Origin of the sequence: Prosthecobacter sp. (genome assembly GCF_046154365.1) — a bacterium.
In the GTDB taxonomy this organism is placed as follows: Bacteria; Verrucomicrobiota; Verrucomicrobiia; order Verrucomicrobiales; family Verrucomicrobiaceae; genus Prosthecobacter.
Genome location: NZ_JBJXFV010000071.1, coordinates 63,000 through 88,368, shown reverse-complemented (window position 1 = coordinate 88,368; position 25,369 = coordinate 63,000). Strand labels below are relative to the sequence as shown.

The 25,369-nt window shown below is 60.5% G+C and carries 25 protein-coding genes; 18 read left to right on the top strand and 7 right to left on the bottom strand.

Going from position 1 to position 25,369, the window contains the following annotated elements; translation table 11 throughout:
- Window positions 1–20 precede the first annotated feature (20 nt).
- A complete protein-coding gene (locus tag ACKVY0_RS09850; RefSeq protein WP_409214643.1) occupies window positions 21–605 on the top strand; it encodes an REP-associated tyrosine transposase in 585 nt (194 codons plus the stop codon).
- Window positions 606–771: 166 nt separating this feature from the next.
- Entirely contained in the window at window positions 772–1,347 is a 576-nt protein-coding gene (locus tag ACKVY0_RS09845) for a YdeI/OmpD-associated family protein (protein WP_409214642.1), read from the top strand.
- Here the strand turns inward: ACKVY0_RS09845 and ACKVY0_RS09840 are convergent.
- Window positions 1,344–1,589 (bottom strand): MoaD/ThiS family protein, encoded by a 246-nt coding sequence (locus ACKVY0_RS09840; RefSeq protein WP_409214641.1) that lies wholly within the window; start codon window positions 1,587–1,589, stop codon window positions 1,344–1,346. The genes ACKVY0_RS09845 and ACKVY0_RS09840 overlap by 4 nt on opposite strands.
- A complete protein-coding gene (hpt, locus tag ACKVY0_RS09835; protein WP_409214640.1) occupies window positions 1,586–2,143 on the bottom strand; it encodes a hypoxanthine phosphoribosyltransferase in 558 nt (185 codons plus the stop codon). The genes ACKVY0_RS09840 and hpt overlap by 4 nt, the downstream gene beginning before the upstream one ends.
- A 33-nt stretch (window positions 2,144–2,176) precedes the next feature.
- On the opposite strand from hpt, the gene pdxH reads away from it, so the two are divergent.
- The 11 genes from pdxH (at window position 2,177) to murC (ending at window position 10,465) form a co-directional block, all read left to right on the top strand.
- On the top strand, window positions 2,177–2,830 hold the full coding sequence (gene pdxH / locus ACKVY0_RS09830) for a pyridoxamine 5'-phosphate oxidase (protein ID WP_409214639.1): 654 nt from the start codon (window positions 2,177–2,179) through the stop codon (window positions 2,828–2,830).
- A gap of 183 nt (window positions 2,831–3,013) precedes the next feature.
- Window positions 3,014–3,535, top strand: a complete 522-nt coding sequence (locus tag ACKVY0_RS09825; protein WP_409214638.1) for a GbsR/MarR family transcriptional regulator — start codon at window positions 3,014–3,016, stop codon at window positions 3,533–3,535.
- Between the two features lie 63 nt (window positions 3,536–3,598).
- A complete protein-coding gene (locus tag ACKVY0_RS09820; protein WP_409214637.1) occupies window positions 3,599–4,519 on the top strand; it encodes an acyl-CoA desaturase in 921 nt (306 codons plus the stop codon).
- Window positions 4,516–5,313, top strand: a complete 798-nt coding sequence (locus ACKVY0_RS09815) for an MBOAT family protein (protein ID WP_409214636.1) — start codon at window positions 4,516–4,518, stop codon at window positions 5,311–5,313. Before ACKVY0_RS09820 ends, ACKVY0_RS09815 begins: the two co-directional genes overlap by 4 nt.
- Complete coding sequence (locus ACKVY0_RS09810) at window positions 5,310–5,732, top strand: hypothetical protein (RefSeq protein WP_409214635.1); 423 nt, start codon at window positions 5,310–5,312, stop codon at window positions 5,730–5,732. The genes ACKVY0_RS09815 and ACKVY0_RS09810 overlap by 4 nt, the downstream gene beginning before the upstream one ends.
- 36 nt (window positions 5,733–5,768) lie before the next feature.
- Window positions 5,769–6,185 (top strand): hypothetical protein, encoded by a 417-nt coding sequence (locus ACKVY0_RS09805; RefSeq protein ID WP_409214634.1) that lies wholly within the window; start codon window positions 5,769–5,771, stop codon window positions 6,183–6,185.
- Between the two features lie 95 nt (window positions 6,186–6,280).
- The gene (locus tag ACKVY0_RS09800; protein WP_409214633.1) at window positions 6,281–6,640 is read left to right on the top strand and encodes a hypothetical protein; all 360 of its coding nucleotides are present in this window, start codon (window positions 6,281–6,283) and stop codon (window positions 6,638–6,640) included.
- On the top strand, window positions 6,637–7,080 hold the full coding sequence (locus ACKVY0_RS09795; protein WP_409214632.1) for a thiol-disulfide oxidoreductase DCC family protein: 444 nt from the start codon (window positions 6,637–6,639) through the stop codon (window positions 7,078–7,080). The genes ACKVY0_RS09800 and ACKVY0_RS09795 overlap by 4 nt, the downstream gene beginning before the upstream one ends.
- 393 nt (window positions 7,081–7,473) lie before the next feature.
- On the top strand, window positions 7,474–7,740 hold the full coding sequence (locus ACKVY0_RS09790) for a hypothetical protein (protein ID WP_409214631.1): 267 nt from the start codon (window positions 7,474–7,476) through the stop codon (window positions 7,738–7,740).
- Window positions 7,737–8,138, top strand: coding sequence for an HNH endonuclease (locus ACKVY0_RS09785; protein ID WP_409214630.1), 402 nt, complete (start codon window positions 7,737–7,739; stop codon window positions 8,136–8,138). Before ACKVY0_RS09790 ends, ACKVY0_RS09785 begins: the two co-directional genes overlap by 4 nt.
- 17 nt (window positions 8,139–8,155) lie before the next feature.
- The gene (gene murC, locus ACKVY0_RS09780) at window positions 8,156–10,465 is read left to right on the top strand and encodes a UDP-N-acetylmuramate--L-alanine ligase (RefSeq protein ID WP_409214629.1); all 2,310 of its coding nucleotides are present in this window, start codon (window positions 8,156–8,158) and stop codon (window positions 10,463–10,465) included.
- Between the two features lie 158 nt (window positions 10,466–10,623).
- Here the strand turns inward: murC and ACKVY0_RS09775 are convergent, their stop codons facing one another.
- Entirely contained in the window at window positions 10,624–11,325 is a 702-nt protein-coding gene (locus tag ACKVY0_RS09775; protein WP_409214628.1) for a transposase, read from the bottom strand.
- 224 nt (window positions 11,326–11,549) lie between these two features.
- Between ACKVY0_RS09775 and ACKVY0_RS09770 the strand changes: the two genes are divergently transcribed.
- The 4 genes from ACKVY0_RS09770 to ACKVY0_RS09755 all read left to right on the top strand — a co-directional run bounded on the left by ACKVY0_RS09770 (window position 11,550) and on the right by ACKVY0_RS09755 (window position 16,540).
- Window positions 11,550–13,466 (top strand): O-antigen ligase family protein, encoded by a 1,917-nt coding sequence (locus ACKVY0_RS09770; protein WP_409214627.1) that lies wholly within the window; start codon window positions 11,550–11,552, stop codon window positions 13,464–13,466.
- Window positions 13,467–13,513: 47 nt separating this feature from the next.
- Window positions 13,514–14,110, top strand: a complete 597-nt coding sequence (gene leuD, locus ACKVY0_RS09765) for a 3-isopropylmalate dehydratase small subunit (protein ID WP_409214626.1) — start codon at window positions 13,514–13,516, stop codon at window positions 14,108–14,110.
- A gap of 27 nt (window positions 14,111–14,137) precedes the next feature.
- Entirely contained in the window at window positions 14,138–15,892 is a 1,755-nt protein-coding gene (locus ACKVY0_RS09760; RefSeq protein WP_409214625.1) for a putative manganese-dependent inorganic diphosphatase, read from the top strand.
- A gap of 255 nt (window positions 15,893–16,147) precedes the next feature.
- A complete protein-coding gene (locus ACKVY0_RS09755) occupies window positions 16,148–16,540 on the top strand; it encodes an endonuclease domain-containing protein (protein ID WP_409214624.1) in 393 nt (130 codons plus the stop codon).
- Window positions 16,541–16,798: 258 nt separating this feature from the next.
- On the opposite strand, the gene ACKVY0_RS09750 is transcribed toward ACKVY0_RS09755, so the two are convergent.
- The 4 genes from ACKVY0_RS09750 to ACKVY0_RS09735 all read right to left on the bottom strand — a co-directional run bounded on the left by ACKVY0_RS09750 (window position 16,799) and on the right by ACKVY0_RS09735 (window position 23,718).
- On the bottom strand, window positions 16,799–17,470 hold the full coding sequence (locus ACKVY0_RS09750) for an esterase/lipase family protein (protein ID WP_409214623.1): 672 nt from the start codon (window positions 17,468–17,470) through the stop codon (window positions 16,799–16,801).
- Between the two features lie 3 nt (window positions 17,471–17,473).
- The gene (locus ACKVY0_RS09745) at window positions 17,474–18,052 is read right to left on the bottom strand and encodes a hypothetical protein (protein ID WP_409214622.1); all 579 of its coding nucleotides are present in this window, start codon (window positions 18,050–18,052) and stop codon (window positions 17,474–17,476) included.
- Window positions 18,053–18,054: 2 nt separating this feature from the next.
- Window positions 18,055–18,252: a hypothetical protein gene (locus tag ACKVY0_RS09740; RefSeq protein WP_409214621.1), complete on the bottom strand. Its 198-nt coding sequence runs from the start codon at window positions 18,250–18,252 to the stop codon at window positions 18,055–18,057.
- Window positions 18,253–18,615: 363 nt separating this feature from the next.
- Window positions 18,616–23,718 carry a DUF1549 domain-containing protein gene (locus ACKVY0_RS09735; protein ID WP_409214620.1) on the bottom strand — a complete coding sequence of 1,701 codons (5,103 nt, stop codon included), beginning with the start codon at window positions 23,716–23,718 and terminating at the stop codon, window positions 18,616–18,618.
- Window positions 23,719–23,880: 162 nt separating this feature from the next.
- Between ACKVY0_RS09735 and ACKVY0_RS09730 the strand changes: the two genes are divergently transcribed.
- Entirely contained in the window at window positions 23,881–25,359 is a 1,479-nt protein-coding gene (locus tag ACKVY0_RS09730) for a Wadjet anti-phage system protein JetA family protein (protein ID WP_409214619.1), read from the top strand.
- Window positions 25,360–25,369: the final 10 nt, after the last annotated feature.

Here is a 25,369-nt window from a genome sequence, read left to right as displayed (position 1 = left end):
TTTTTGGTATTCGGAGTGCCATGGCGATCTCCAACAAGCACTCGGGCTGGTCAGATCGGGGCTACTTGCCGCACTATGACAAGCCGGGTCTGGTGCAGGCGGTGACTTTCCGTCTCGCGGATTCGTTGCCAAAGGAGAAGCGCTCCGAGTGGGAGCACCTGCTCCAAATCACGGATGACGGTGAACGCATCCGTCAGATCGAGGATTACCTCGATCGTGGCGCAGGCTCTTGCGTCCTGCGTCAGCCTAAATGCGCTGAGATCGTGCAAAACGCGCTGCTGCACTTCGATGCCGAGCGTTATCGCCTTTTCGCGTGGTGCGTAATGCCCAATCACGTCCATGTCTTGTTTGAAACGTTCGGCGGCCATCCCATTGGCAAGGTGATTCACTCGTGGAAGACTTTCACCGCTCGCGAGATCAACAAACTCAACGGCCAATTCGGCCAGCTTTGGCAGGACGACTTCTTCGACACCTTCATGCGCGATGACGAACACCAAGCCGCCGAAGTGACCTACATCGAACGCAATCCTGTGAACGCTGGCTTGGTTTCCAAAACGACCGAATGGCCTTGGTCGAGCGCCACACGGAGCGCGAGTATGGCGTAGCCTACTCGCCACATGAAATGCCCAGCGCGGACGAGTGCCACGCATCATGCTGATGGAGATAGACGTGCGCTTCTTGGACTTCGGACGTGACAGGAAAGTGAGGCGAGTAGAATACTCGCGCTCCCGCTCCATGGATTGCTCCCGCCCCAAATCTCACGACCCTGATATGTGGCTCGATCTCGCGCCGGAGGCCTCACGGGGGATGGCGGAGCAGTTTCGCACTTGGATTCACCGCTGGGAACCGGATCTGACGGAGTCGATCAAATGGAACATCCTGTGCTTCAGCGGGCGCAAGCTGGTGTGCGGCCTGAGCGCGTGCAAAAAGCACCTCGGCATCACCTTTTTTCGCGGCACGGAGCTGCGGGACATCACCAAGCTCTTCAACCGAGGCGAGGGCAACACGAGCATCCTGTCCTTCCAAGTCAGATCGCTGAAGGAATTCGATGCGAAGGCATTTCAGCGGCTGCTGCACGCGGCGGTGGCGTTGGATGCCGATGGAACGGTGAAACCACCGCCACCGAAGCAGCGTGAGCAGTGGCCGATGCCGGTGGTGCTGGCGAAAGCCCTCAAGAAGAACAAGGCGGCAGCAGGAGGCTTCGCGGCTTTCAAACCGACGTATCAGCGCGAGTACCTTGTGTGGATCAGCACGGCGAAACAGCCGGAAACGCTGGCGAAGCGGCTGGAGGAAACGTTGCGTGCTCTGGCAGCGGGCAAGAAGTGGGCGCAGCGTAAGGAAGCTTAGCCGCCCTGCACCGGCGGCATGATCGCGACTTCGCCTCCATCATGGAGCACCGCGTCGCGCTTCACGTAGGTTTGATCGAGGGCGAGGAGCAGGCTGTTTTGCCAGTCTCGCAGCTTGGGCCAGCGGGATTCGATCTGAGTGAGAAGATCGGCCATCGTGCTGCCTGCGGGGAGTTCGAGCACGATTTCATCGCTGCCGGTGATGTCGCGCAGGACGGAGAAGAAGAGCACGCGCAGCTTCATGACGGCTTGTTCGGGTTCAAGATGCCGATGCAGGGCAGATTGCGGAAGCGGCCCATGTAATCCATGCCGTAGCCGACGACGAACTCGTCGTCGATCTCGAAGCCGGCGTCATCGAGCGGCACATCGCGCAAGCGTTGGCGGCGTTTGCTGAGCAGGACGCAGGTGCGTAGCGAAGCGGGCTGCTGCGCAAGGATGCGTTCGGAGATCACGCTGAGCGTGAGGCCGGTGTCGAGGATGTCATCGAGCAGCAGCACGTCTTGACCGCGCAGATCGACGCCTGCTGGCCAGTTCACTTTCACTTCGCCGGTCGTGGCAGTGCCGCCCTGGTAGCTGCTGGCGCTGAGCGTGTGCATGCGCACAGGGATCTCGAGCTGGCGCAGCAGATCGGCGACGAAGAACAACGCGCCGTCCATCAAAGCCACAACCGTCACGACTTTGCCTGCTAGCTCTACATTCAAACGAGCGGCCATCGCCTGCACGCGGGTGTGAATTTCCTCCGGTGAAAGCAGGATGCGTTCAAGATCGTGGATGACTCCGGTGACAGATGAGGACATGACAAAAGGGCGGTGCGCGCTTTCCTAGTGCCGATGAGCGACACTGACAAACCGAACTTGCCTGACTTGCGCGTGAGCTACGACCTCGGCGAACTGGATGAACACAGCGCCCCGGCTGATCCGGTGGCATTGTTCACGCTTTGGATCAATGACGCTCTCGCGCACAAGCTGCCGGAGCCGAATGCGATGAGCCTGGCCACGAACGGTCTCGACGGCACGCCGACTGTACGCACCGTGCTGCTCAAAGGCATCGACGAGCGCGGTTTCCACTTCTACACGAACTACGAGAGCCGAAAGGGCAAGGAGATCGCCGCCAATGCGCGTGCCGCCGCCTGCTTCCTGTGGACGGATCGGCATCATCAGGTCTGCGTGAAGGGAGCGATTTCGAAGCTGGATCATGCCGATGCAGAGAAATATTTCGCCAGTCGGCCCTACGGACATCAAATCGGCGCCTGGGTGTCGGATCAAAGCGTCGTGATCCCCGGCCGCGAGTGGCTGGAGCAGCGCGATGCCGAGTTGAAGGCGAAGTATCCCGAAGGCCAGGTGCCCTGCCCGCCGCACTGGGGTGGTTACACGCTGCTGCCGGATGAAATCGAGTTCTGGCAGGGGCGCGTGAGCCGTCTGCATGATCGCATCCGCTATCGCAAAGAGGGCGGCGTGTGGGTGAAGGTGCGGTTGAGCCCGTAGGATGGGTGTGGCGACAGCCCGCCCGTCATTTGGGCCGTCGTTGGTGCTGCGGAATCCCAGAGTCGGGCGGGCTATCGCCACACCCAACCCACGATCCGTGTCGGACCGGGTTAGTGGAAGACCAAGCCATGAGAAATCCGAATCCCAGCTTGCCTTTCGGTGTTTTCAGTTTTTAATGAAAACGTGAGCAAGGAACTACCACCCTGGGAAAAGGCACGCGAGGAATTCGTGGCCCAGTGGGGCTCACTCGGCACGCAGTGGGGCATCAACCGCACGATGGCCCAGATTCATGCCCTGTTGATGACCGCCCCGCAGCCCATGAGCACGGATGAGGTCATGGAGAAGCTCCAGATCAGCCGTGGCAACGCGCACACCAACCTCAAGGATCTCGTCAGTTGGAACCTCGTGCGCATCATCACCCACAAAGGCGACCGCAAGGAGTATTTCGAAGCAGAGAAGGACGTCTGGAAGATTTTCATCACCATCTCGAAGGAGCGGAAGCGCCGCGAGATCGAGCCCGCCATCCACCTGCTGCGCGATTGTGCCGCCCAGACGAAAGACGAACCCGCCGGCCCAGGGCGTGACTTCCATCAGCAGATGAAGGAACTCGACGAATTCCTCAGCTTCGGCATCAAAGTCGCCGACACCGTGATCACCATGAAGCACGCCTCCGCCCTCCAGTGGGCCATGCGCCTCCTCGGCTGATCTTTTCATGCCTATATGTTTCAGTAAATACTGAAAATTCAGAGCGAACAACCACCAAACTTCATGAACGCTGCCCCACTCGAAGTCCGCCGCATGCACCCAGCCTCGTCACTGACGAACCCTGTGGAAGGCACTGTCTTCTGGAGTCCGGTGAAGTCGCTGTGGTTCACGTCCCACCTGCTCATCGCCATCATCGGTGGCTGGCTGACTCTCAGCACAGGTGCCGTGCTGCTCTCGTGTGTCTTCACGGTGCTCACGCTGTGCCTCGGGCACACCGTTGGACTGCATCGCTTACTGATTCACCGCAGCTTCGCCTGCCCGCACTGGTTGGAATACTTGCTGGCGCATCTCGGCACCGTCGTAGGCATGGGCGGGCCGTTTCAGATGCTCTACCTCCACGACATTCGCGACTGGGCGCAGCGTCACGCGATATGCCATCCTTTCTTCACCGATCAGAGGCCAATGTGGCGTGACGCGCTGTGGCAGCTTCACTTCGAAATCCGCCTCAACCATCCGCCGCAGTTCGGGATCGAGCGCGAAGTCGCTGAAGACCGCTTCTATCGTCTGCTGCAACGCACCTGGATGCTCCAGCAGCTTCCGTATGCCGTGCTGTTCTATCTGCTTGGCGGCATCGCCTGGGTGGTGTGGGGCATCTCGGTGCGCATCGTCGTCTCGCTCATCGGCCACTGGCTGATCGGATATTTCGCGCACAATCACGGTGAGCGTGACTGGCATCTCGAAGGTCATGCGGTGCAGGGCTACAACCTCCCGCACCTCGGTTTGATCACGATGGGCGAGTGCTGGCACAACAATCATCACGCCTTCCCTGACTCCGCGCGGCTGGGCCACACTCACACACAGCACGATCCCGGCTGGTGGACGCTGCGTGTGCTGAACTTCTGCGGCCTGATCACCCATCTCAAGCTGCCCAGCGATCAGCCCACACGTCCAGAACTCCTTCCCCTCAAACCCAAGACGCCATGAAAGAAGCTGCACTCCAATGTCCCGCATGGCTGGTAATGTGGTTGCTGGCTGCATGCCTCTACTTCGTTCTCAAAGCGCTGACGTTGATGAAGGCCAAGACTTCTGCGCCCGCTTCAGAAATCACAGTCTGGCTGTTGTTTTGCCCAACGCTCAACCTCACAGGATTTCTTCGCAAAAGTGTGGCACCTCAAGGTGATGCACATCGTCTCGCCTTCGTTGGCTTGATAAACTTCATCTTCGGCGCAGCGCTTCTGTGGGTCGCAGTTCCATGCTTGGTTCAGACGCCCATGATGGCGGCCTGGGTCGGCATGGTGGGTCTCGTGTTCATGTTGCACTTCGGCTGCTTTCATCTCGTCACAGCGTTTTGGATGTTCATGGGCCACGCCACCGAGCCGCTTATGAAAAATCCCATGGTCGCCGGGTCATTAGCCGAGTTCTGGGCACGCAGGTGGAACACTGCCTTCCGTGATGCGCTGCACCTGCTCGTCTTCCGGCCGGTGGCAGCACGCTGGAACGCGAAAGGAGCGCACTGGCTGGTCTTTCTGACCTCCGGCCTGCTGCATGAGGCCGTCATCTCGCTGCCCGCAGGCGCAGGCTGGGGTGGACCGACGGCTTACTTCCTTCTGCAAGCGCTCGGCATTGAACTGAGCCGTCGTCTTCGCCTGCGGCAGGGCGTCATCTGCCGGTTGTGGACCCTCGCTTTCCTCCTCGCACCTTTGGGGCTGCTGTTTCACCCGCCCTTCATTCATCAGGTGATACTGCCCTTTTTGAAAACCATCGGAGCCATGCCATGAACCTCGAAACCCTGCTCATTCTCGCCGGAGTCGGACACTTCGGCATCCTCATCGCCAGTTTCATGGTGCCAAAGGCGCTCAACTGGAAAGCCAACCTCGCTCCTCTGCCGCCGTTCCTGCGCACGTTGTTCTGGGTCTATGGCGCATTCATTGTGCTGACCATTGCGGGCTTCGGCACGCTCACCCTGCTGCATGCGCAGGCGATGGCAGCGGGCGAGCCGGTCGCCGGGTCACTGGCAGCGTTCATCGCCGTCTTTTGGTCAGCGCGGCTCTTCGTGCAGTTTTTCATCTTTGAGGCGGATGCCTTTCTCACCAGCACCGCCCGCAAGATTGGCTACCACACGCTGACCCTCGCCTTCACCGCCCAGGTCGTGGTCTATGCACTCGCGGCGGTCGCACCCTGCTTCTGCCATGACTGAAAACTGATTCACCCTCAACCCAAACCACACAACACTATGAACGAAACCATCATCACCTATACCCTCTACCTCGTGCTCGCCGTTACCCTGACCATCTGGGTGGCGCGAACACTCCATAAAAACGGGCGCATCTTCCTCGTCGATTGCTTCCACGGGAACACCGAACTCGCCGACAGCGTCAATCACCTGCTGCTCGTCGGCTTCTACCTCATGAACATCGGCTTCGTGTCGCTGTATCTCAAAACGGCGGATGAAATCACCGGCGCACGCGGCGTCTTCGAGGCGCTCAGCGGCAAAATCGGCGTCGTACTGCTGGTGCTCGGCGGCATGCACTTCTTCAACCTCTACGTCTTCACCAAGATGCGCCGCCGCGCCACGCTGGCGAACCTGCCACCGCCGATTCCGGCGATGCATCGCGTTAGCAAAGCCCACGACATCCTCGACACGCTGTGAAAACCTTCTTTCGCAAATTGAGGCTGTCATCCCTTGCGATGTTGTGCGGCTGGGTCGCGTGCAACATCGCCTGGTGGCTCGGAGCGATTCCCAGCATGGACGCCACGGCGGTTCAACATGCCGATCTCCGTCTGACCTTACTCTTCGCCGTCATGGTCGCGATCTACACCGCCATCGTGATTTTGGCAGCTTGGCTGGTGATCTTCTTGCCAGTCGATCTTTGCATCAGCGAAGATTCCAGACTACGCAGACCGAAAACAGCGGCGCTATGCGGCTTTCTGGCCGCCTTTGCCATTGTCGCAGCCGTGTTTGGTTATGTCGCCAGGTTTGATGGTTTCTGGCCAACCTTGGACAAAAGCGCCCTGCCCTACGCGCTCGGCACCTGCGCCACTGGTTGCATCGCTGCCTACGTCCGTGCTCGCATGGACACTTCATCTCAACAATCACCGTCATGAACACCCTCACCATCTTCTACGATGCCCACTGCGGCCTCTGCTCGCGCTTCCGGCGCTGGATGCTCGATCAGGCTGCTTACGTCCACCTCGATTTCATGCCCTACGACTCCGAGCAGGCACGGAATCGTTGCCCTGATCTTCCGAACCTTCGCGCTGATCAGGAAATCGTCGTCATGGGCGATGACGGCTCGCTCTGGCAGGGCGCTGGAGCCTGGGTGACGTGCCTGTGGGCCTTGCGCGAGTATCGCGAGTGGTCGCTGCGGCTCGCCAGCCCCGGCATGCAGCAGATCGCCCGCCGCGTGGTGCATTGGATCTCCAGCAACCGCATCAGCCTTTCGCATCTGCTGCGCTTGCGCAGCGATGATGCGCTGCGCGCGGAAATCAACGAAGCGGTCTGCGATGATGGAACATGTGCGAGGCCGACACGAAACGCGGCTTGAGTCTCCACCAGGTTTTTAAGCCCAACGGGCTTGCGTCATGCAGCCCAGGGTTCGCAGAACCCTGGGGCACGATGGTAGTGAAATCTTTGGCTACAGATTATTGAGTATAGGCGCTGTGCTGGGCATCTCTCCTTGGCTCCAGCCACGGTGCGCTGTCAGCCATCGACTCCCGTCACTTTCTTGCTACTGAACCGCCAGCCGTCGCAAGCTGCCGTGGCTTGAGTACGGCTTTGGCCTTTCGTGCAGGGCGGTTTGTTCAGACCCGCAGCGACAGAATCGCGCCCACGCACTACTCCTTCCGCAGCAAGCAGCAGGGCAATCTCGACAGGCTGAAGCAGAAGCTCGCCGGCAGGACCTGATTGCGAAAATCTTCTGGCCCACTAGAGTGACTCCATGAAATCCAGCCTCGGCCTCGTTGAGAACTTGTTCAGCAAAGTCAGCGGCTGCTTCAACGAGCAGTCGGCGGAGGCTCTGGTGGCTCTGCGGGCCGACGACAAAACCACCGCAATGAGCGAAGAGATCGCCGATAAATCGCGCGAGGGGCTGCTCAATGCCGAAGAGCAAAGGCAGTACCAAGAATTCGCCCAGGCGGTCAGCTTTGTGTCAGTCCTGCAGGCCAAAGCGCGTGTTTATCTGCGCGAACTTCGGCACAGCGCATGAACAAGACCATCCGCCAGATGGTCTGGGAGCGGGCGCTGGGTCGTTGTGAGTATTGTCTTTTGCAGCAAACTCACGAGCCCCTCGGTCCTCTCCAGATCAAGCGCATTGTCGCCAGGCAGCATCAGGGCGACGATGATCTGGTGAATCTAGCCCTGGCCTGCCTGCTGTGTAACAGTCACAAGGGAACGAACCTGACCGGGCTGGACCCGGATTCCGGCAACATCACCAGGCTGTTCCCCCCGCGGCAGAATTCCTGGCAGGACCACTTCCGGCGTGACGGTGCCTTCATCATTGGAGGCACGGCCATCGGGGGCACGACGGTCTGGCTGCTGCAAATGAATTATGTCGAGAGACTTGAACTCAGGCATTTTCTTCTGGAGAAAGGGGAGGAACTCTAAAGTCTCTCCACGCTCCCATGACCCACGCCGTCCTCAGCCTCCTCAAAGAAAGCCGCCACCCTATGCGCATCGACCTCATCGGGGTCGCAGGTTCGGGCATGAGCGGGCTGGCGCTGTTGCTGCTCGGACTCGGACACAAGGTCAGTGGCTCGGACAAGGCGACGACTCTGGAAACGGAGCGCTTGCAAAAGCTCGGATTGCAGTTCTTCCACGGCCACACGGAGAAAGAGGTCGAGGAGTGTGACATGGTGATCTACTCCAGCGCCATCAAACCGGGCAACGTGGCCTATGAGGCGGCCTACAAGCAGGGGATTCCGCTCATTCGTCGTGCGGAGGCTCTTGCAGCGGTGATGGCGAACAAGAAGGGCGTCGTCGTCTGCGGCACGCATGGCAAAACGACGACCTCTGCGCTCACGGCGCATGTGCTGCGTCAAGGCGGGCTCAAACCGAGCCACTACGTCGGCGCGGAGATTCCGATTCTTGGCTCGAACGCGCATTGGGATGCCGAAGGCGAGCTGTTTGTGGCCGAGGGCGATGAAAGCGATGGCACACTGGTCAATTTCCATCCTGAGCATGCCATTGTGCTGAACATCGAACCCGAGCATCTCGACTTTTACGACGGAATTGAGGCCATCAAGACCGTGTTTCGTCAGTTGCTCAGCCAGACGCCGGGGCATTGGGTCTATTGCGCGGAAGATCCCGTCGCTACTGAGGTGTGCGCTGGATCCAACGGCGTGAGCTATGGCTGGGACCGTGATCACGATTTCTCGGCGCACATCCTTTCGATGAAGCCGGATCACACCGAGTTCGACGTGTATCAACGCGGCATGCTGCTCGGCACCGCCACGCTCGGCATTCCGGGCAGGCACAACGTCAGCAACGCGCTCGCCGCCATCGCGCTCGCCACTCGTTGTGGCGTCACGTTTGAGGCCATCCAGCATGCGTTGCGAACTTTTCGTGGCGCGAAGCGTCGGTTTGAAATCCGCCATAGCGGTGAGCATTTCACGGTGGTGGATGACTACGGCCATCATCCGAGTGAAATCGCCGCCACGCTCGCCACGGCGAAGGGTTTGCAGGCGAAACGCATCGTCTGCCTGTTCCAGCCGCATCGCTACAGCCGCACGCAACTGCTCAAAAAGGAGTTCGGCGCGAGTTTTGATGCGGTGGACGAGCTGTTCATCACCGATGTTTATCCCGCGAGCGAGAAACCGCTCCCCGGCGTCAGCGGCGAAACGATCCTCGAAGAGGTGAAGCTGCAAAACGACCACACCAAGACCGCCAGCACGCCCACGATGCCCATCGCCCGCGACAAAGTCGGCAATGCGCTGCGTCCGGGCGATCTGCTCATCACGCTCGGCGCTGGCAACGTCCATGAAGTCGGTCGCTGCATCGCGCGAGACTTGCCCGTGCTCGAAAAGCTCTGTGGCATCCTCAATGCGAACGGCGGCGGTGTGGCTCGGCTCTACGAGCCGATGAACCGCCACACGACGTGGCTCATCGGCGGGCCGGCGCAGTATTGGATCGAGCCATGCAACGAAACGGCCTTCGCTGAAGTCGTGCGTCACTTGCGCTCGGCCTCGATCCCGATTCGCGTGATTGGCCGCGGTTCCAATCTGCTCGTCAAAGACGGTGGCATTCGCGGTGCGGTGATTCATCCGGCCAAGGGAGATTTCGAATCTGTCACGGTGAGTGGCGGCTTGATCACCGCTGGAGCCGGTGCGCGGCTCAAAAAGATCGCCAGCACGGCCCGCAATGCCGGTCTCGGCGGTTTCGAGTGGATGGAAGGCATCCCCGGCAATCTCGGCGGTGCCATTCGCATGAACGCGGGCGCGATGGGCACGGAAACCTTCGATCAAATCGTCAGCGTGCGCTTCATCGACACCGACGGCGTCATCAAAGAGAAGCCGCTCGCCGAAATCACGCATCACTACCGCAGCGTGCCTGAGTTCGAGGAGCGCTACATCGTTTCCGCCGTGCTGAAGGGCTCACCCGCCCCGCAAGCCGAGATTGACGCCAAACTTGCCGCCTCGCACCACAAACGCCGCACCACCCAGCCCGTCGGCGCCAGCGCCGGTTGCACCTTCAAGAACCCCGAAGTCTGCGGCGCGGGCAAACTCATCGACGACCTCGGCCTCAAAGGTCGCAGTGTCGGCAAAATGATCGTTTCTGATGTGCATGGCAATTTCATCGTCAACCAAGGCGGCGCGACGGCGCGCGAGGTGCTCGACTTGGTGGCCCAGATCAAAGAAACCGCGATGCATGAACGCGGCGTGGCCTTGGAGATGGAAGTGAAGGTCATCGGCGAGGACCAGCCGCTGGCGCTGTAGGCCGGATGTGTTCGGCGAATGGAGCTGCGATGCTCAAAACGTTTTCTTCGCCGAACTATCCGGCTGGTTTGGGGGCGTACGATCACCGCACGAGCCGGATAGTTTGGCGAAGATCATGGCAGAAGATTTTCATGCCGTATGCGCCAAACACATCCGGCCTACGTTCCCGCATTCGCCTCGACGATTTTTGGATGCATCCAGACTGTTGCATCGGCTGGCTTCAGTCCCGCCTTCGCCGGATTCATCGCGATGTAGCGTACCACGCGCCGATAGTGCTCGGCATCGCGGACGACACGGTCAAAGCTCTCCTCCTGCCAGAAAGAACCTGAGCGCCCGAGCCTGCGATGAATACGGTCGGAGCTGTGACGTTTCCACGAGCGCGTCAGGCTCTCTAGCGCATGCTGGCCGAGCGGGCGGCACAGCACATGGACATGATTCGGCATGATGGCATAGGCCAGCATCTCGCAGCGGGTGCCTTCAAAGTGGTGCAGTGCCGCCACGATCACCTCTCGATGTTCTGGCTGCCGCAGCAGGCATTCACCACGACCTTCATCCAGCACGAGTTCGAGCTTTCGAAGCTGCGTTTGCTGGAAGTCCTGCCAGGCCGCCCATTCTTCGGCTCTTAGCGTGCCCACGGCCAACCGCTTTGCCCAAACTTTCGCCGCAGCCTTCATTTCTGCCCAAATCTCTGGTGGCACCGAGTCGCGAAGCCGGAACGTGGTGAAGTAGCAGCATCCCAGCACGCGCCAGTGCGGCATGTGGCGCTCGTAGGCATCGAAGTCATGCGTGAGCGGACTGTCGGGTTTGAAGCCTTTGAATTCGCTTGGCAGCGGAATGTTTTCTGGAACGAGCCAGAGCATGGTGTCGTAGGCCGGATGTGTTCGGCGCAATGAACACCGCAAGCGAAAAGAGCACCCTTCGCCGAACTATCCGGCTGATTTGGAGAATGTGCGGTCACGCGGACACTCCAGAGCCGGATAGTTTGGCGAAGGCCGTTGCAGAAGTTGCGATATGATGCCCGCCAAACACATCCGGCCTACGGGACGCTTGCGCTTTCATGTGTCTGCGGTGAGCTTTCCGCTCGATGCAGAAATTCGCCCTCATCCTCTTCCTCCTTGGCCTGTTCGTGACCGGTTTGCTCGGCACGGAGACGCGGCTGCTGTTTTTCTGGCCGGGATGCGCGTTGATCGGGCTGGCAGGTTTGATCGCGGTACTGCGGTGGAAGCTGCGGGTGAGTTTTCAGCCAAGCGATTGGTGCTTGCTCACCGTGCTGGGTTTGGCGGGTTACGTGGGCTGGCGGGCATGGGTTTCGCCAGTGGAAATTTATGCGCGTGAGGATGGCGCCATCCTGCTAGCCTGTTTTGTGGCCTACCTGATGACGGTGACGGCGGTGAGTCAGCCGAAATGGCGGTTGGGTGTGGTGTGCGTGCTGCTGGTGCTGGTGGCGGGAAATTTGACGGCGGGTTGGCTGAATTTCAAAGGGCGCTGGGATTTTCACCTCGTGCCGGGCTTTGTGCGTTCCTTCGCACCGGGTCGCATCGGCGGCTTTTTCAACAACCCGAACCACCTCGCGGCTTTCCTGTCGTTTGCCGTGTTTCTCTCGACGGGGGTGATGCTGTTTGCGCGGATTCACATCGCGTCGCGGTTGCTGCTGGGGTTTGGCATTCTGTCGATGCTCGCAGGAACGGCGTTGACGCTGAGCCGGGCGGCGATGGCCGGATTTTTTGCCGGAGGCAGCGTGTTTGTGCTGCTGACGCTGTGGACCGTGTGGCGCACGAAGCGCCCGCTGTTCAAGTGGCTGCTGCTCGGCGGTGGTGTGATCGTGGCGCTCACCGGAGCAGTGCTGTACAAGGTGAACGAGGAATCGATGCTCACGCGGCAGCTCACCACGCCCCTGGGCGAGGACATGCGCACGCACATCTGGCGTGCGGCGCTGGCGCAGCATGCTGATTCGCCGTGGATCGGTGTGGGTTCGCGCATGTTTTACGAAGGTGGCATCACGCATCGTGATCCGACCGCCTCGGCGCAGACCGGTGATGCGCTCTTTGCACACAATGAATACCTGCAAACGCTGGCCGACTACGGCTGGGCCGGGCTGGTGTTGATCATCTGCGTGGTGATCGTGCATTTGCTCAATGGCGTGCGCTTCCTGCGCTGGTTCGCGACGGAGAAGTTTCCTGCGACCGGACTGCTCGGCAGCAACACCCTGGCGCTCACGCTCGGTGGCATCGCAGCTCTGGTGGCCACGCTGGTGCATGCAGTGTTTGAATTTCACGGCCACATCCCGATCACCGCCGTCATCGGGGCGATCATTCTCGGCTTGCTGGCGAATCCCGGCATCGACAGCGAGATCTTCAAGCCCCGCCGCATCTGGGGGCTGCGCTTTCTCATGAAAATCGCGATGCTGGCCGCATCGGCCGCGATGATCGGTGGTGCGGCGATCTTTGGCACAGCGGACGGCTATGCGGCGGTCGCCATGGTGCAGCACAAACATGGGGAAACGCAGGCGGCGCTGGCGAATCAAGCCCGCGCGGTCGAACTGGACCCGCGCAACGCGGTTCTCGCCTACCAGCATGGCCTGGCGCTGATGGAGTCCATCAAACCGGGCATGTCCAAGGAGCAATACCGCCGTGTTGTTGACGACTCAGTCACGGCACTGACGAGTGCCACCAAGTTGAATCCGCACCATTACCTCTCCCAGCTCGCGCTGGCGGATGCGCTGGATGCTGCCGGCAAGAACGACGCGGCGCTGCAGGCCATCCAGCGGGCGCTGACGCTGGCACCGCTGTATGAGGAGCCGCGCATGGCTTTGGGCATGCATTACCATCGCTTGCGCAAGTTCGAGGCGGCCGAATTCGCCTATCTCTGGGCCGGACAGGCCAAAGCGTTAAACCGCGAAGGCACCCTCAACTGGCTGGAGAGCTACCGCCAGCTACTGAGTGACACCGCCCTCCTGGCGGAACGGGAACGGACGGCCCTAAACGCCCGGCAAGGCCGTTGAGATGTGCATTTGCCCTTCCGCTGAATCCCGCTAGTATCGCCGCCCTCATGGCTCTCGCAAAAATCACCCAAGTGGCCGGCCGCGGCGTTTACGTGCCCGGTTCGGACATCGACACCGACCGCATCATCCCCGCACGCTTCATGAAGTGCGTGACCTTTGACGGCCTCGGCGAATTCGCCTTCTATGACGTGCGGTTCGACAAGGACGGCAAATCCACGGGCCACCCGCTCGACGATCCGCGTTTCAAAGGCGCGAACATCCTGCTGTCCGGCACGAATTTCGGCTGCGGCAGCTCGCGTGAGCATGCCCCGCAGGCGCTGTATCGCTTCGGCATCCGGGCGGTGATCGCCGAGAGCTTCGCGGAGATCTTTTTCGGCAACTGCACCACGCTCGGCATCCCGTGTGCTGTAGCCTCGGGCTCCGACATCCGTGTCCTCGCCGCCGAGATCGAGCGCAACCCGCAACTCGAAGTCACCATCGATGTCGCTGCTGGAAAAGTGTTCTTTGAAGACCAGGAGTTTGCCATCACGCTGCCCTCGACCGCCCATGAGGCGCTCACCACGGGCAAGTGGGACCCGATCGCCGAGCTTCTGGAGAACAAGGACGCTGTGCATGCGCGCATCACCGCGCTGGGCTTCGCCTGAGCCTGTATCACATCATCCAACGGACGCATGGCCGCCTCTGACACCGCCAAGACAGCAGGTTCGCCGTCGATGATTCGGATCTCGTCGGGTTCGCGCCAGTTGGCCTCGCCGGACACGGTTCACGTCATCGGCCATCGTAATCCCGACACGGACGCGATTTGCTCCGCCATCGGCTATGCGGCGTTTTTGCGCGATGTGCGCGGCATGAAGGCCGAGGCGGCGTGCTGCGGTGAGCTGAGCGTGCGCACGAACTGGGTGCTGCACACCGCCGGCGTCGCCGCACCAAAGCTGCTGCTCGATGTGCGGCCCACCGCCGCCACCATCTGCCGCCGCGATGTCTTCACCGCCAGCCCGCACCAGACCTTCCTCTCCGTCTATCGGATGATGATGGACCACAACTTCCGCAGCATTCCCATCGTCGATGAAGAAGGTCGCCTGCTCGGCATGCCGGCGATCCAGGAACTGGCGCAGCTTTTCCTGCCTGCTCGAACGAATGAGAAAACCGTCGCCGCGAACCGTGAGGTGCGCACCAGCCTGCTGAACATCGTCAATGCGCTCGATGGCATCATCGGTGGCATGGCTCCCGATTTGGAGACCATTCTTGATCTCGTGCTCGTTGTTGCCGCCTCCAGCGTGGAGACCACGCGCAAACGTGCGCAGCAGTTCCCGGTGAACCGCCTCGTGGTGGTCACGGGCGATCGGCCAGAGGTTCACGAATTGGCCGTCGAAATGGGCGTGCGCTGCCTCATCATCACCGGGAAGTTCAAAGCCGCTTCCACCATCCTCACGCAAGCTGCGGAGAAAGGTGTCGCCATCATCTACTCCCCGTATGACACCGCCAGCACCTCGCAGCTCCTGCGTTTTTCGCGTCCCATCGGCGAGGCGCTGACACATGAGTTCTTGTCCTTCGGTTCCCGCACTCCGCTACGCGAGATCGTCCCGGCGGCACAGCATTCACCCCAGCCGCTGTTCGCCGTCGTCGATGAGGAAACCCACGCGCTCCTCGGTGTCTTCTCGAAGTCGGACCTCATCGACCTGCCGCGCATGAAGCTCGTGCTCGTTGATCACAACGAGTTTGCGCAGGCCGTCGCCGGTGCTGACGAGGCGGAAATCATCGAGGTCATCGACCACCACCGTCTCAGCGGCAATCTGCGCACCAAGGAGCCGATTCGCTTCATCAATGAGCCGGTCGGCAGCACCTCGACCATTGTCGGCATCATGTACCGCATGCAAAAAGCCGCGCCTGACAAAGGCACGGCCATCTGTCTTTGCGCCGGCATCATTTCCGACACGCTGCACCTCACCAGCCCCACGACGACAGACATCGACAAAGAAATCCTCGCATGGCTCGCCGGCATCGGCGGCATCGACAGCGCCCAGTTTGTGAAGGACTTCTTCGCCGCCGGCTCCATGCTGCGCGAGCAGACGCCCGATCGCGCCCTCGAAAGCGACCGCAAGGTCTTTGAGGAAAACGGCTGGCACATCAGCATCTCCCAGATCGAAGAACTCGGTCTCGACGAGTTTTGGAAACGCGAAACCGAGCTGCAAGGTGCGCTGCAATCGCTGCTCGCGAAACACAGCCTTCACTTCGCCTGTTTGATGGTCACTGACATCACGCGTCATCACAGCGTGCTGCTCGTGGCCGGCGATCAACGCGTCATCAACGCCATCGACTACCCGCAGGCGAAAGAGCACGTCTATGACATGCCCGGCGTGGTGAGCCGGAAGAAACAGCTCTTCCCGTATATGAGCCACGTCGTCACGAAGCTGGAGGCGCCGTGAGGTGACGGTGGCGAGAGTTTGGGATGCCCCTCACCCGACCTCTCCCCGAAGATTGCCAACAAGCAATTCCTGCGCTTGGCGGGGAGAGGGGGAACGCTTTCTGCCTCCGACTCGACTTCGTGACAGCTCGACGCTCATCTCCCTCTCCCCGCCATCGATAGCGTTGCTCCAAGATCAACTTCGGGGAGAGGGCCGGGGTGAGGGGCCGCAAAAAGCCTGCTTGACGCTCTCCTTCACTTTTGATGTGATCCCTCCATGCTCACCCGCTTGGAAGAACTCCACCACGAGATCACCGGTGAGCGTCTCAATCTCATCGAGTTTGCCCGCAAGCTCCGGCAAGACGCCACCGACCCCGAAGCCCTCATGTGGGGCTGTTTGCGGGACCGGCGTGTGAACCAACGCAAATTTCGTCGTCAGCACCCGATCAAGCCGTACGTCCTGGATTTCTACTGCGCTGATCTCCGGTTGGCCATCGAGCTGGATGGTGGGCAGCACAACAGCGTGGAGGGAAAACTGCACGACAAAGCGAGAGCGGCGTTTCTTCGATCACAGGGCATCAAAACGCTGCGATTCACGAACGACGAAGTGATGCGGCATACGGACAGCGTGATGAATGTGATCTGGAAACGCACTCGTCGAGAGAGATAGATGCATGGCGCACCGAAACTGCGCGATTGCAGAAAACGCTGAGGGCCGCCCCTCACCCAGCCTCTCCCCGAAGTACGTCGGCATGCATTTCATGCGCCCGGCGGGGAGAGGAGGACGCTTTTTCGCTCCGACTCAACGTCACAACAGCCCAACGCCAATCTCCCTCTCCCCGCCACAGATGGTGTTGCTCCAAGATCGACTTCGGGGAGAGGGCTGGGGTGAGGGGGCATTACAAGCGCTCTCAACGCTGGGATGGATTTACTTCTCCGCAAAACTCCCCGTTTTCAAAAACCGATGGACCGCCCTGAACACCGTCGGTTGCAGGATGATGGTGGCGTGATTGGCCGGCAGTAGCGTGAAGTCAGCTTCGCCTTCGGCATGCGCGCCTGAGATGGTGACGACACCATCGGATTCGTCACCGAGAAGACGACGAAAGACCGGCAGCGTGTCCTTACTGCCCATGATAATGCCCGTTTCTGGCGGCAGCGGCCCGAGGCTGTTCGGCGTGCTGTCTGCGTTCGTGCCGAGTTCGGCTGAAACCGGTCCCAACAGCCAGCGCACCCATCGCCACTGACTCAACTCGTCGATGATCTCGCTGCCCCGGTTTGGCGGAGCAAGCAACACGGCACGTCCGAGTGGAAACGCTGCATCACGCTGCGCTGCCCAGGCACGAAACACAATGCCACCGAGCGAATGCGTGACGAAATGCACGCGTGATCCAGCATCGAGTTCAAGTTGGGCCAGCTTCGGTCCGATATGTTTCTCCACCGCATCCGCAATCGAAACGCGATGCGACGGATAGCCGATGCTCGTCACGCGATAACCGCAAAACTTCAACCACATGCCCACCATCCACATGCTGCGACGCGTGCGACCGAGTCCGTGGATGAGGACGACGGTGTCGGTGGGTGGGGATGCTGTGGTTGTCATGATTCAATACAGCTTCAGGAAGTCCTGAATCGACTCATCGGGATGGCAGAGGATCACATCAAAGGGGAGCAGGTTGCCGTCCTTGATGTAGCAATTGCGCGGCAGGGCGTCGATGGCGAGGACGTTGAAGGCGTAGTTGAAGAAGATGAGATGGCCAGAATCATCAGGGATGTGGGTCCAGCCAGCGGCGGTGAAGAAGGACTCGATCTCGCGCTGCGTGGCTGGTTCGCCGTGGTACTGCGGCTGGCTGATGGAGAGCGAGATGCGTCCATCGGACCATTCGACGACCGAGGTGAGGCACACATCGTCCTCAAACACTTCGTTCGCCGCCATCCAGCGCTCCAAGTATTCCAGCGGCGTCGCATGGATGAATTCGAGCTGCAGCTTGAAGGCCGGAATCGCTGGATCATCGCGGAGATTGGCCCTAGGTGACGCGATCACGGCAGGGATGAGGCCGAATTTGGGTGGGACCGTTGTTTTGCCGACTCGCTGTCGAAACGAGTCGAATTCAACGAGATGCTCGGTGCCAAAGTGCAGTCCTGGATCACTGGCTTGGAGAGCCGGCCAGTCAAAATCGACCACCTTCAGGATTCCAAGTTCATCAGCGAGAGCACGCGCTTGTTGGGCTTCGTTCTTGGCACGGTCGGCGCGGTCATGCCCAGTGCTTTCGCCGTCGTGGCCGCAAAGGTCGCGTAATCGGTGGTGGAAGGCTTCAAGCGAATGGCCTTCGGCGCTGTGGCCGAGATCGGGCGGGCTTGAGACAGTTTTTTTTCGGGGTTCACCTTGGCTGGAGGCTACGATGCCGAGCGCAGGGAGTCAATCATGGCGATTGGCGGCAGCTTCGGCGCGGCAGCGTCTTGGAGTGCGCCGGACCTCCGGCGCTTTCGAGCGTTCCTTGGTACGCGAAAAGCTCCAGAGGACTGGAGCAGTCCAAGACGCTGCCGCGAGATTCGTCAGTCACAGGCGGCCCTAGCTACTTGGCAGATTCCTCCGTCGTAACTCTCTTCTGCATCGTGCTTGGTAAGCGGTGCTCTGCGGCGATTGCACTATGTCCACAAGTACCCATGCCGATGCAGGCCAGTGACTTGAGGAAGAAAGCACGTCTCATGCCCGAAGACAGGCCAGTTGCGGCGCAACTGGGCAACTCAATGATTAAACAAGAACGCCGGTGAGTTGATCAAGGCCCAGGCCAAGTCCTGCGCAGCCGTCAGGCGCTTGTTGCCGAGCTGCGTCTGGCTGAGAGCGGAGTCGCGGCGGAGTTGGATGAGTTTGGGATCGAGCACGATAGGCTTTTGAGAGTCGGCGTGCTTGGTTTCGAGGACGATGAGCTGAGGATCAATCGCCAGCGGCTTCTTGGCGGTGGCGAGGAGTTTCTTCTGCGTCTGGTAGTCTTTGAACTGGTTGAGGAAGTGCTGGGTCAACGCGGTCTTCTGTTCGGCGGTGCGTTTGGCGGCGGGGGTGCGCAGGGCATCAGCAACGAGCTTGGCGGTGCCGAAGCGGATGGCGGGGCTGCTGGTGACCCATAGGCGGAAGCGGCCGGGGTTGTATTTGCCACCTTGGAAGTTGGAGGTCATCTGGATGGTGAACTGCGCACCGCCTTCGTGGGCGATGGGCTTGTCGAACTCGAAGGTGGCTTCGTGACGGAAGCCGCTTTGCGGACTGACGGCCCAGCCTTTGTCGCGATTGCCTTTTTTGAGGGTGAAGGCGATGTCGAAGTCCTTCTGCTGGAAATCAGCCTGCGGATTCTTGAGCGTCTGCTCGGCACCGCCGCGTTTGCTGCGCTTGGCATCGATCGGATCGGTGCGCACGGTGAGTTCACCGAGAACGAAGTTGCCATCGGGGGCGAGGCCGGGGCCGTTGCTGGGCAGGCGGTCGTCGGGGAGCATTTCGAGCTTGATGGCGGTGATGTTTTCGAGCGTGGATTTGCCGAGGAGGAGGTAGTTGCCCGCGGTTTCTTTGCCGGCGGGCAGCGGAGTGGCGAGGAGTGAGCCATCGGGCAGCACTTCAAGTTTTTCGACGCCGCTGGCGCGCTGCACCTTGAGGTCGAGCGGCTGCCATTCGGTGGTGAGATCGACGTAGCCTTCCCAGGTGGGCTGATTGGCGGCGGCGGTGTCATAAACGACCTTCACGCTGGCTTCGGCCTTCGTGATGGCGGTTTTGCGTGCGGCTTCCTGCTGGGCGATCGCGGGGGCCATTTTCACCTTGTAGGCTTCGAGTTCTTTCTTTGCGGCGTCGATGGCGGCGAGGCGTGCGGCCTCGGCTTTGTCGATCAGAGGCTTCTGATCGGCTTCCTTGGCCTGCCAGACGGCAGCGAGCTGTTTGTTTTCGGCATCAAGGCCCGCGCTGTTGGCGATGGCGGCATCGATTTCTTTGTCGGTGGCGTGACGATTGATGACGCGGACGAAGATGGCATCGACGAGCTTGCGGTCGTCTTTGATCTCGGCGGTGAGTCTGGCCAAAGCGTTGCCAGCATCGCTGATGGCATCGCCAACGGTCGGGCCGCTCATGAGGGCCATGACGGGGCCGAGATTGACCTCGTTGTTGCGTTCGCACTCGCACACGCTTTCACGCGCAGGGCGGCCGAAGTTGGTGAGGAAGCCATCTTGCAGTTTGATCTGCGCATCGGCCAAAGCGGCGGCGCGGGTGCCTTTGGGCACGCCGGGGATGTTGGGCATGCTGCCGGTCACGGCAAAGACTGAGTCAAACAACACTTCAGCGGGCAAGCGGCGGGCTTTGGCGTGGCTGTAGTTGGTTTTGTCGTCTTCGTTCCATTTGTTGGTGCTCAGCGCGAGATTGTAGGTGCGGCTGTTGGCGATGATTTTCATCAGGTGGCGCACATTGAAGCCGCTTTGGACGAATTCGTTGGTGAGGTATTGCAGCAGCTCAGGATTGCTGGGTGGATTGCCAGCGCGGATGTCATCGAGCGGCTCGATGACGCCGGTGCCGGTGAGGTAACCCCACACGCGGTTGGCGTAGCTCATGGCGAAGTAATCGTTGTCCGCGCTGGTCATCCAAGTGGCAAATTGATCGCGACGCGTGGTGGCGGTTTTGCTGACGAGTTCGGCATCGAACGGCACCTTGGGTGCCACGGGCTTGTTGGTGCGCAGGTGCATCACATCGCCGTCTTTTTTGTCGCTGATGATTTCATACAGCGGTTTCGCGCCTTCGACAGCGGTGCCGCCGATGGTGGCTCCTTTGGCCTGTGGATCACCTTTGAGATCGACTTGGGCAAAGTAGGACGCGGTTTCATAATACTGATCCATCGTCCATTTCTCGAAGGGATGGTCGTGGCACTTGTTGCAGTTGAAGCGAGTGGCCAAAAACAGGTGCGTGGTGTTTTCGGAGAGTTCTTCCGGGCTGCGCACGGTTTTGAAATACGAGGCGGCTGGATTGTCTTTGTTGGAGCCGGTGGCGGTGATGATGCGATACGCAAAGCGGTCATACGGCGTGTTGTCGGCGACTTGTTGCTTGATCCAAGCACGCAAACCAGTGGCGCCTTCGCCACCGAGGAATTTGGAGTTCACTTGCAGCATGTCGGCCCATTTGTTGGCCCAATGTTCGACGAAGTCAGGATTACCGATGAGCTTATCGATGACATCGCTGCGCTTGGTGCGCACGTCGCGTTTGTCGGCGAGGAATGCGACGACTTCTTCGGGCTTCGGCGGCAGGCCGGTGAGATCGAGATGGATGCGGCGGAGGAAATCTTCATCACTGCACACGCCGCTCGGCTCGATCTTCATGCGCTGCCACTTTTGGGAGACGAGTTCGTCGATCTTGTTCCACTTCTCCGGCTCCTTCCAGGCGAAGCCACTGCGGTCGCCCATGACGGTGATGGTGGTGGCGGCATAGCTGCCTTCAAAGCGGGCGAGGATCGGTGCTTCACCGCGACGCAGGCTGGTCATGAGGCCTTTTTTGTCGGCTTCGATGACATCGCCGTTGCCGCTGTCGAGGAAGGCCTCGGCGGTGACGTCTCTGACATAACCATCGGCATAGCGGGCGATGACGCGGAGTTGCTGACGCTCACCGACTTTTTCGATGACGGGATTTTTTGGCGACAGCTCGATGCTGGTGACGCGCGGGGTTTTCATGTCCAGCTTCGCGCCCTGGCTGATCCAGGCCTTGAGCGTTTCATAGTAAAGCTCTCCCGGCACGCTAAGTTGGCCCCCCTCATGCGGCACGCTGCCGCTGGCTTTCAGCAGCATCAGCGAATGCTCTGGCGATGCGACATTCGCGCGACGGCTGGCGAGTTCATCCGCAAAAGCGAGCACGTCATAAACGGGGTCATAACCACGCAGCGAGAGCTTAAAGCCTGCCTTGCCATCCTTCGCGCCATGGCAGGTGCCGGCATTGCAACCGAGCTTGGACATGATGGGCATCACATCGCGCACGTAGTCGGGCTTCAGCGCGGCATTCATGCCTGCGACGGTGACTGGCACCGTGGCGGATTTACCAAGGAAGGCGATCTTCACGCTGGTGGCACCGTCTTTGTCAGGACGCACGAGACCGCGCGTGCTGATGTCGATCACGCCCTCATTCGCGGCGGTGATTTTGGCCATGCGGGTGATGTCGGCGCGTGTGCCATCGCTCATGCGTGCGGTGACGAGAAGCTGCGCGTATTCAGCAGGCTTGCCGATCTTGATGGTGGTCGGTTCGACATCAATGGAGGCCACGGTGGGGCCAGCGTGCAGGGTTTCGACTTTGTCGTCCTTTTTCACTTCCACGCGCACCGCGTCGTCAGCGATCACATCACTTGCCGCGAGGATTTTTTCCTTCACCAGCGGCACGGAGACGAATTCTTTGGCGACCTTGCCCGTAGCGGCATCGATGAGGCGGATTTGGCCGTCTTGACCCGCTGCGGCGACGGTTTTGCCATCGGGACTGAAGGTCACGCTAAAGATGCCGCAAGGGATCGCGGTGGTGCTGAGCTGCTGCACGCCTTTGGTCACCCAATCATCGAGTTCCTTGCCTTTGCCGCTCACGGTTTCGACGAGCTTCTTCACCTCGGGTGGCATCGTGCTGTCGTAATCGCTGCTGTAAATATTCACCGCGCCTGCTCCTTCAAACGAAGCCCCAGCTGCGATGCGTTTGCCATCCGGTGCGAAATCCACGCCAAAGATGCGGCCCTGCATGACGGGGAATTTGCGAATGAGGTTCGCGTTGTCACCAATGACGCGCTTCGTGATGCGCTCCATGCGGTAGATCGCCGGAATGCCATCTGTGCCGCCGATGAGGATCTCATCGCGCAAAGGATGCCGCGCCAGCACCTGCACGCCGCCTTTGAGTGCCCCAGGTGTGATGGAGGTGACGTTATCGACGAAGCGCATCGTGGCGACCTCGGTGAGCTTCACGCTCATGTCGCGGCCGCAAGAGACGACGTGCTTGCCATCCACGCCCCACACGGTGTCGAGCACCCAATCGCTATGACCGCCCATGAATAGCGTTTCTTTGCCTGTGGCGGCTTCAATCGCGCGCACGGCATTGTCACCGCAACCAAACGCGAGGAATTTGCCATCGGGCGACCAACTTGCGCCATAGAGCGTGTCGAAGGTCAGCGACTTTGAGAGTTCGAGCTTCTTCGCCGCCACGTCCCAGATCTGGATTTCACCCATACGCGCCGGACTGCCGCCCGTGACCGCGATTTTCTTCCCATCCGGCGACCAGGCGAGCTTTTGAATGCGCTCCGCGAGTCCAACGAGACGAGTAACGATGCCGCTGCCATCCGCCTTGTGCACCAACACCTCATGATAACCCGCCACCGCGATCTGCGTGCCATCCGGCGAGTATTCCAGCGACGTCACCGCTGGAGCGGTCACATAAACCGGCGGATGTGCCATGTCATACTGCGCTTTGGCAGAAGCGGGCGTGTCATCCTTCGCACCTTCATTGATCCAGCGCTCGATCAGCGCGATCTGCGACGCATGCAGCGGGTCCGCCTTCTGTGGCATCTCCACCTTGCCCTTTTCGTCCGGTTTGATGAGCTTGAGCATGTTCGACTCCGCCGCCTTGCCCGGAACGATCGCGTGTCCTTCCTCGCCGCCTTTGAGCAGCGTCACGAAGTCCGTCATGATGTAGTCGCCCTTCTTCTTCGCCGGCTGATGACAGCCATTGCACTGCGCCTGGAAGATCGGGCGGATGTGCTTATAAAACGACACCGGCTTATTCGGATCGATGCCTTCATCCTTCTTCGGCGGCGCAGCATGCACCGCAGCAGAGAGGAATAAGGCAGGAAAAAGGAGACGTGTCTTCATGAGCATAACGAGGGTTTGAGGGGCCGAAAAAACGGCCTTAGAGGCGGAAACCTTGCGTCAGGAGGTTGTGAGGGCGGAATCGTCCATGCGCGGAGCGGGGATGGGCGAGAAAGCTCTGAAAACTTGCCCCCGCCAACCAACTCCGCATCATGCGCGGCTCTGATGCCCACCGAAACCCTCAGCACCCGACTCAGCCGCAGTGTCTCGGCGGATTTTTTCCGGCCGTTGGCGCGGCCTTCGGCACCGGTGTATGTGGATTGCGCGGATCGCTTGATTGACGAAGCGGGTGAGGCGGGCAGGCTCTCGCAGCGGGAGACGATTGAGATCATCAAAGAAGTCATCGCGCGGCATCCGCTGTCGCTGCTGGCGGAGGATGAGGGCGCGGCGCTGCGGGATGCGCGGCAGCGTGCGGGGCAGTTTTTTAATCGCCTCATTGCCGCTGGTTGGTTGGAGGATCAGACGCTGGGGCTGCATGAGCGCTGGGCGGTGATCACGCCGGGGCTACGCCCGCTCATGCGCATGCTGCGTGATCTCGCAGAAGATCGCGTGGCGGAGCTCAAAACCTTCGCGGACACGCTGCGCGGTCTTTGCCAGACGCTGGAGGAGCGTGGCGTGCTCGATCCGCAGATCCAGCAGCCAGATCAGCTCCGCTCGACCATCACCGACCTCACGCAGCGTCTGGAGCGAGCAATCGAGCAATTGCATGCGGTCGAAAAAATCGTCACCGGCTTTGAGCAGCGCCAAAGGCAGACCACCACGGCCGCGGACACGCTGAACCTGCTCTACGAGGAGTTCGGCCAAGGGCAGCACATGGTCTGCTACGATGCGCTGCGCCGCGGCGGGCTGCTCACCCGCATCGAAAACGCCCGCAGCGCCGTCTCCGAGTGCCACGACGATCCGCTCATGCGCGAGCGTCTCGCTACCGGCCTGCGGGAGCACTACGGCTACGACGATGGCGACGCCTACGACCACGCGGTGACGATGCTCACACGCCTGGAGCGCGATCTCGGCGGCCTGAAACGCCGCGCAGAGGCCATTGATCTGCGCATGGCGGCCTTCAACCGCCTCAGCCAGCAGCGTTATCGCTACCAGACCGAGCTGCGCGGTCGCCGGCCGGAAATCGTCAAAGCCTACTGCGATGCGATCAACGCCGCGCACGCCAGCGGTCGCTTCTCCGAGTTTGCCGGCCAGCCTGCGGACTTCGCGCCGCGCTGTGTCGAGACGCGCTTCTTTTACGGCACCGAGTCGCTCTACAAACCACGTAGCGTGAAATCGCCGGTCGATCTGCGTTTCAGCGAAACCGGTGCTTCCAAACAAAGCGAAGATGAGGTGCTCGCCGCATGGAAGGAGCGCCAGCGCCTCGCTCTCACACCGCAACGTGCCGCACGACTCGTGGCAAAGCTTTTGCCCGTCAAAGGCCGCACGACGAGCACCGAGGACATCACGCTCGAAACCAAGGACGACCTGCTCGATCTCCTCGCCGCCGTCGCCTACGAGCACGCGCCCGCTTTGGCCGGCAAACGCATCCGCTGGAGCGTGGACGGCCTCCGCCGTCGTAACGGCCTCGAACCGCACATCCTGGAGCACGACGAGATCGCCGGGCACCGCGTGGAGCGATTTGCGATCACGCGGGAGGGGTGAGCAGACTTTG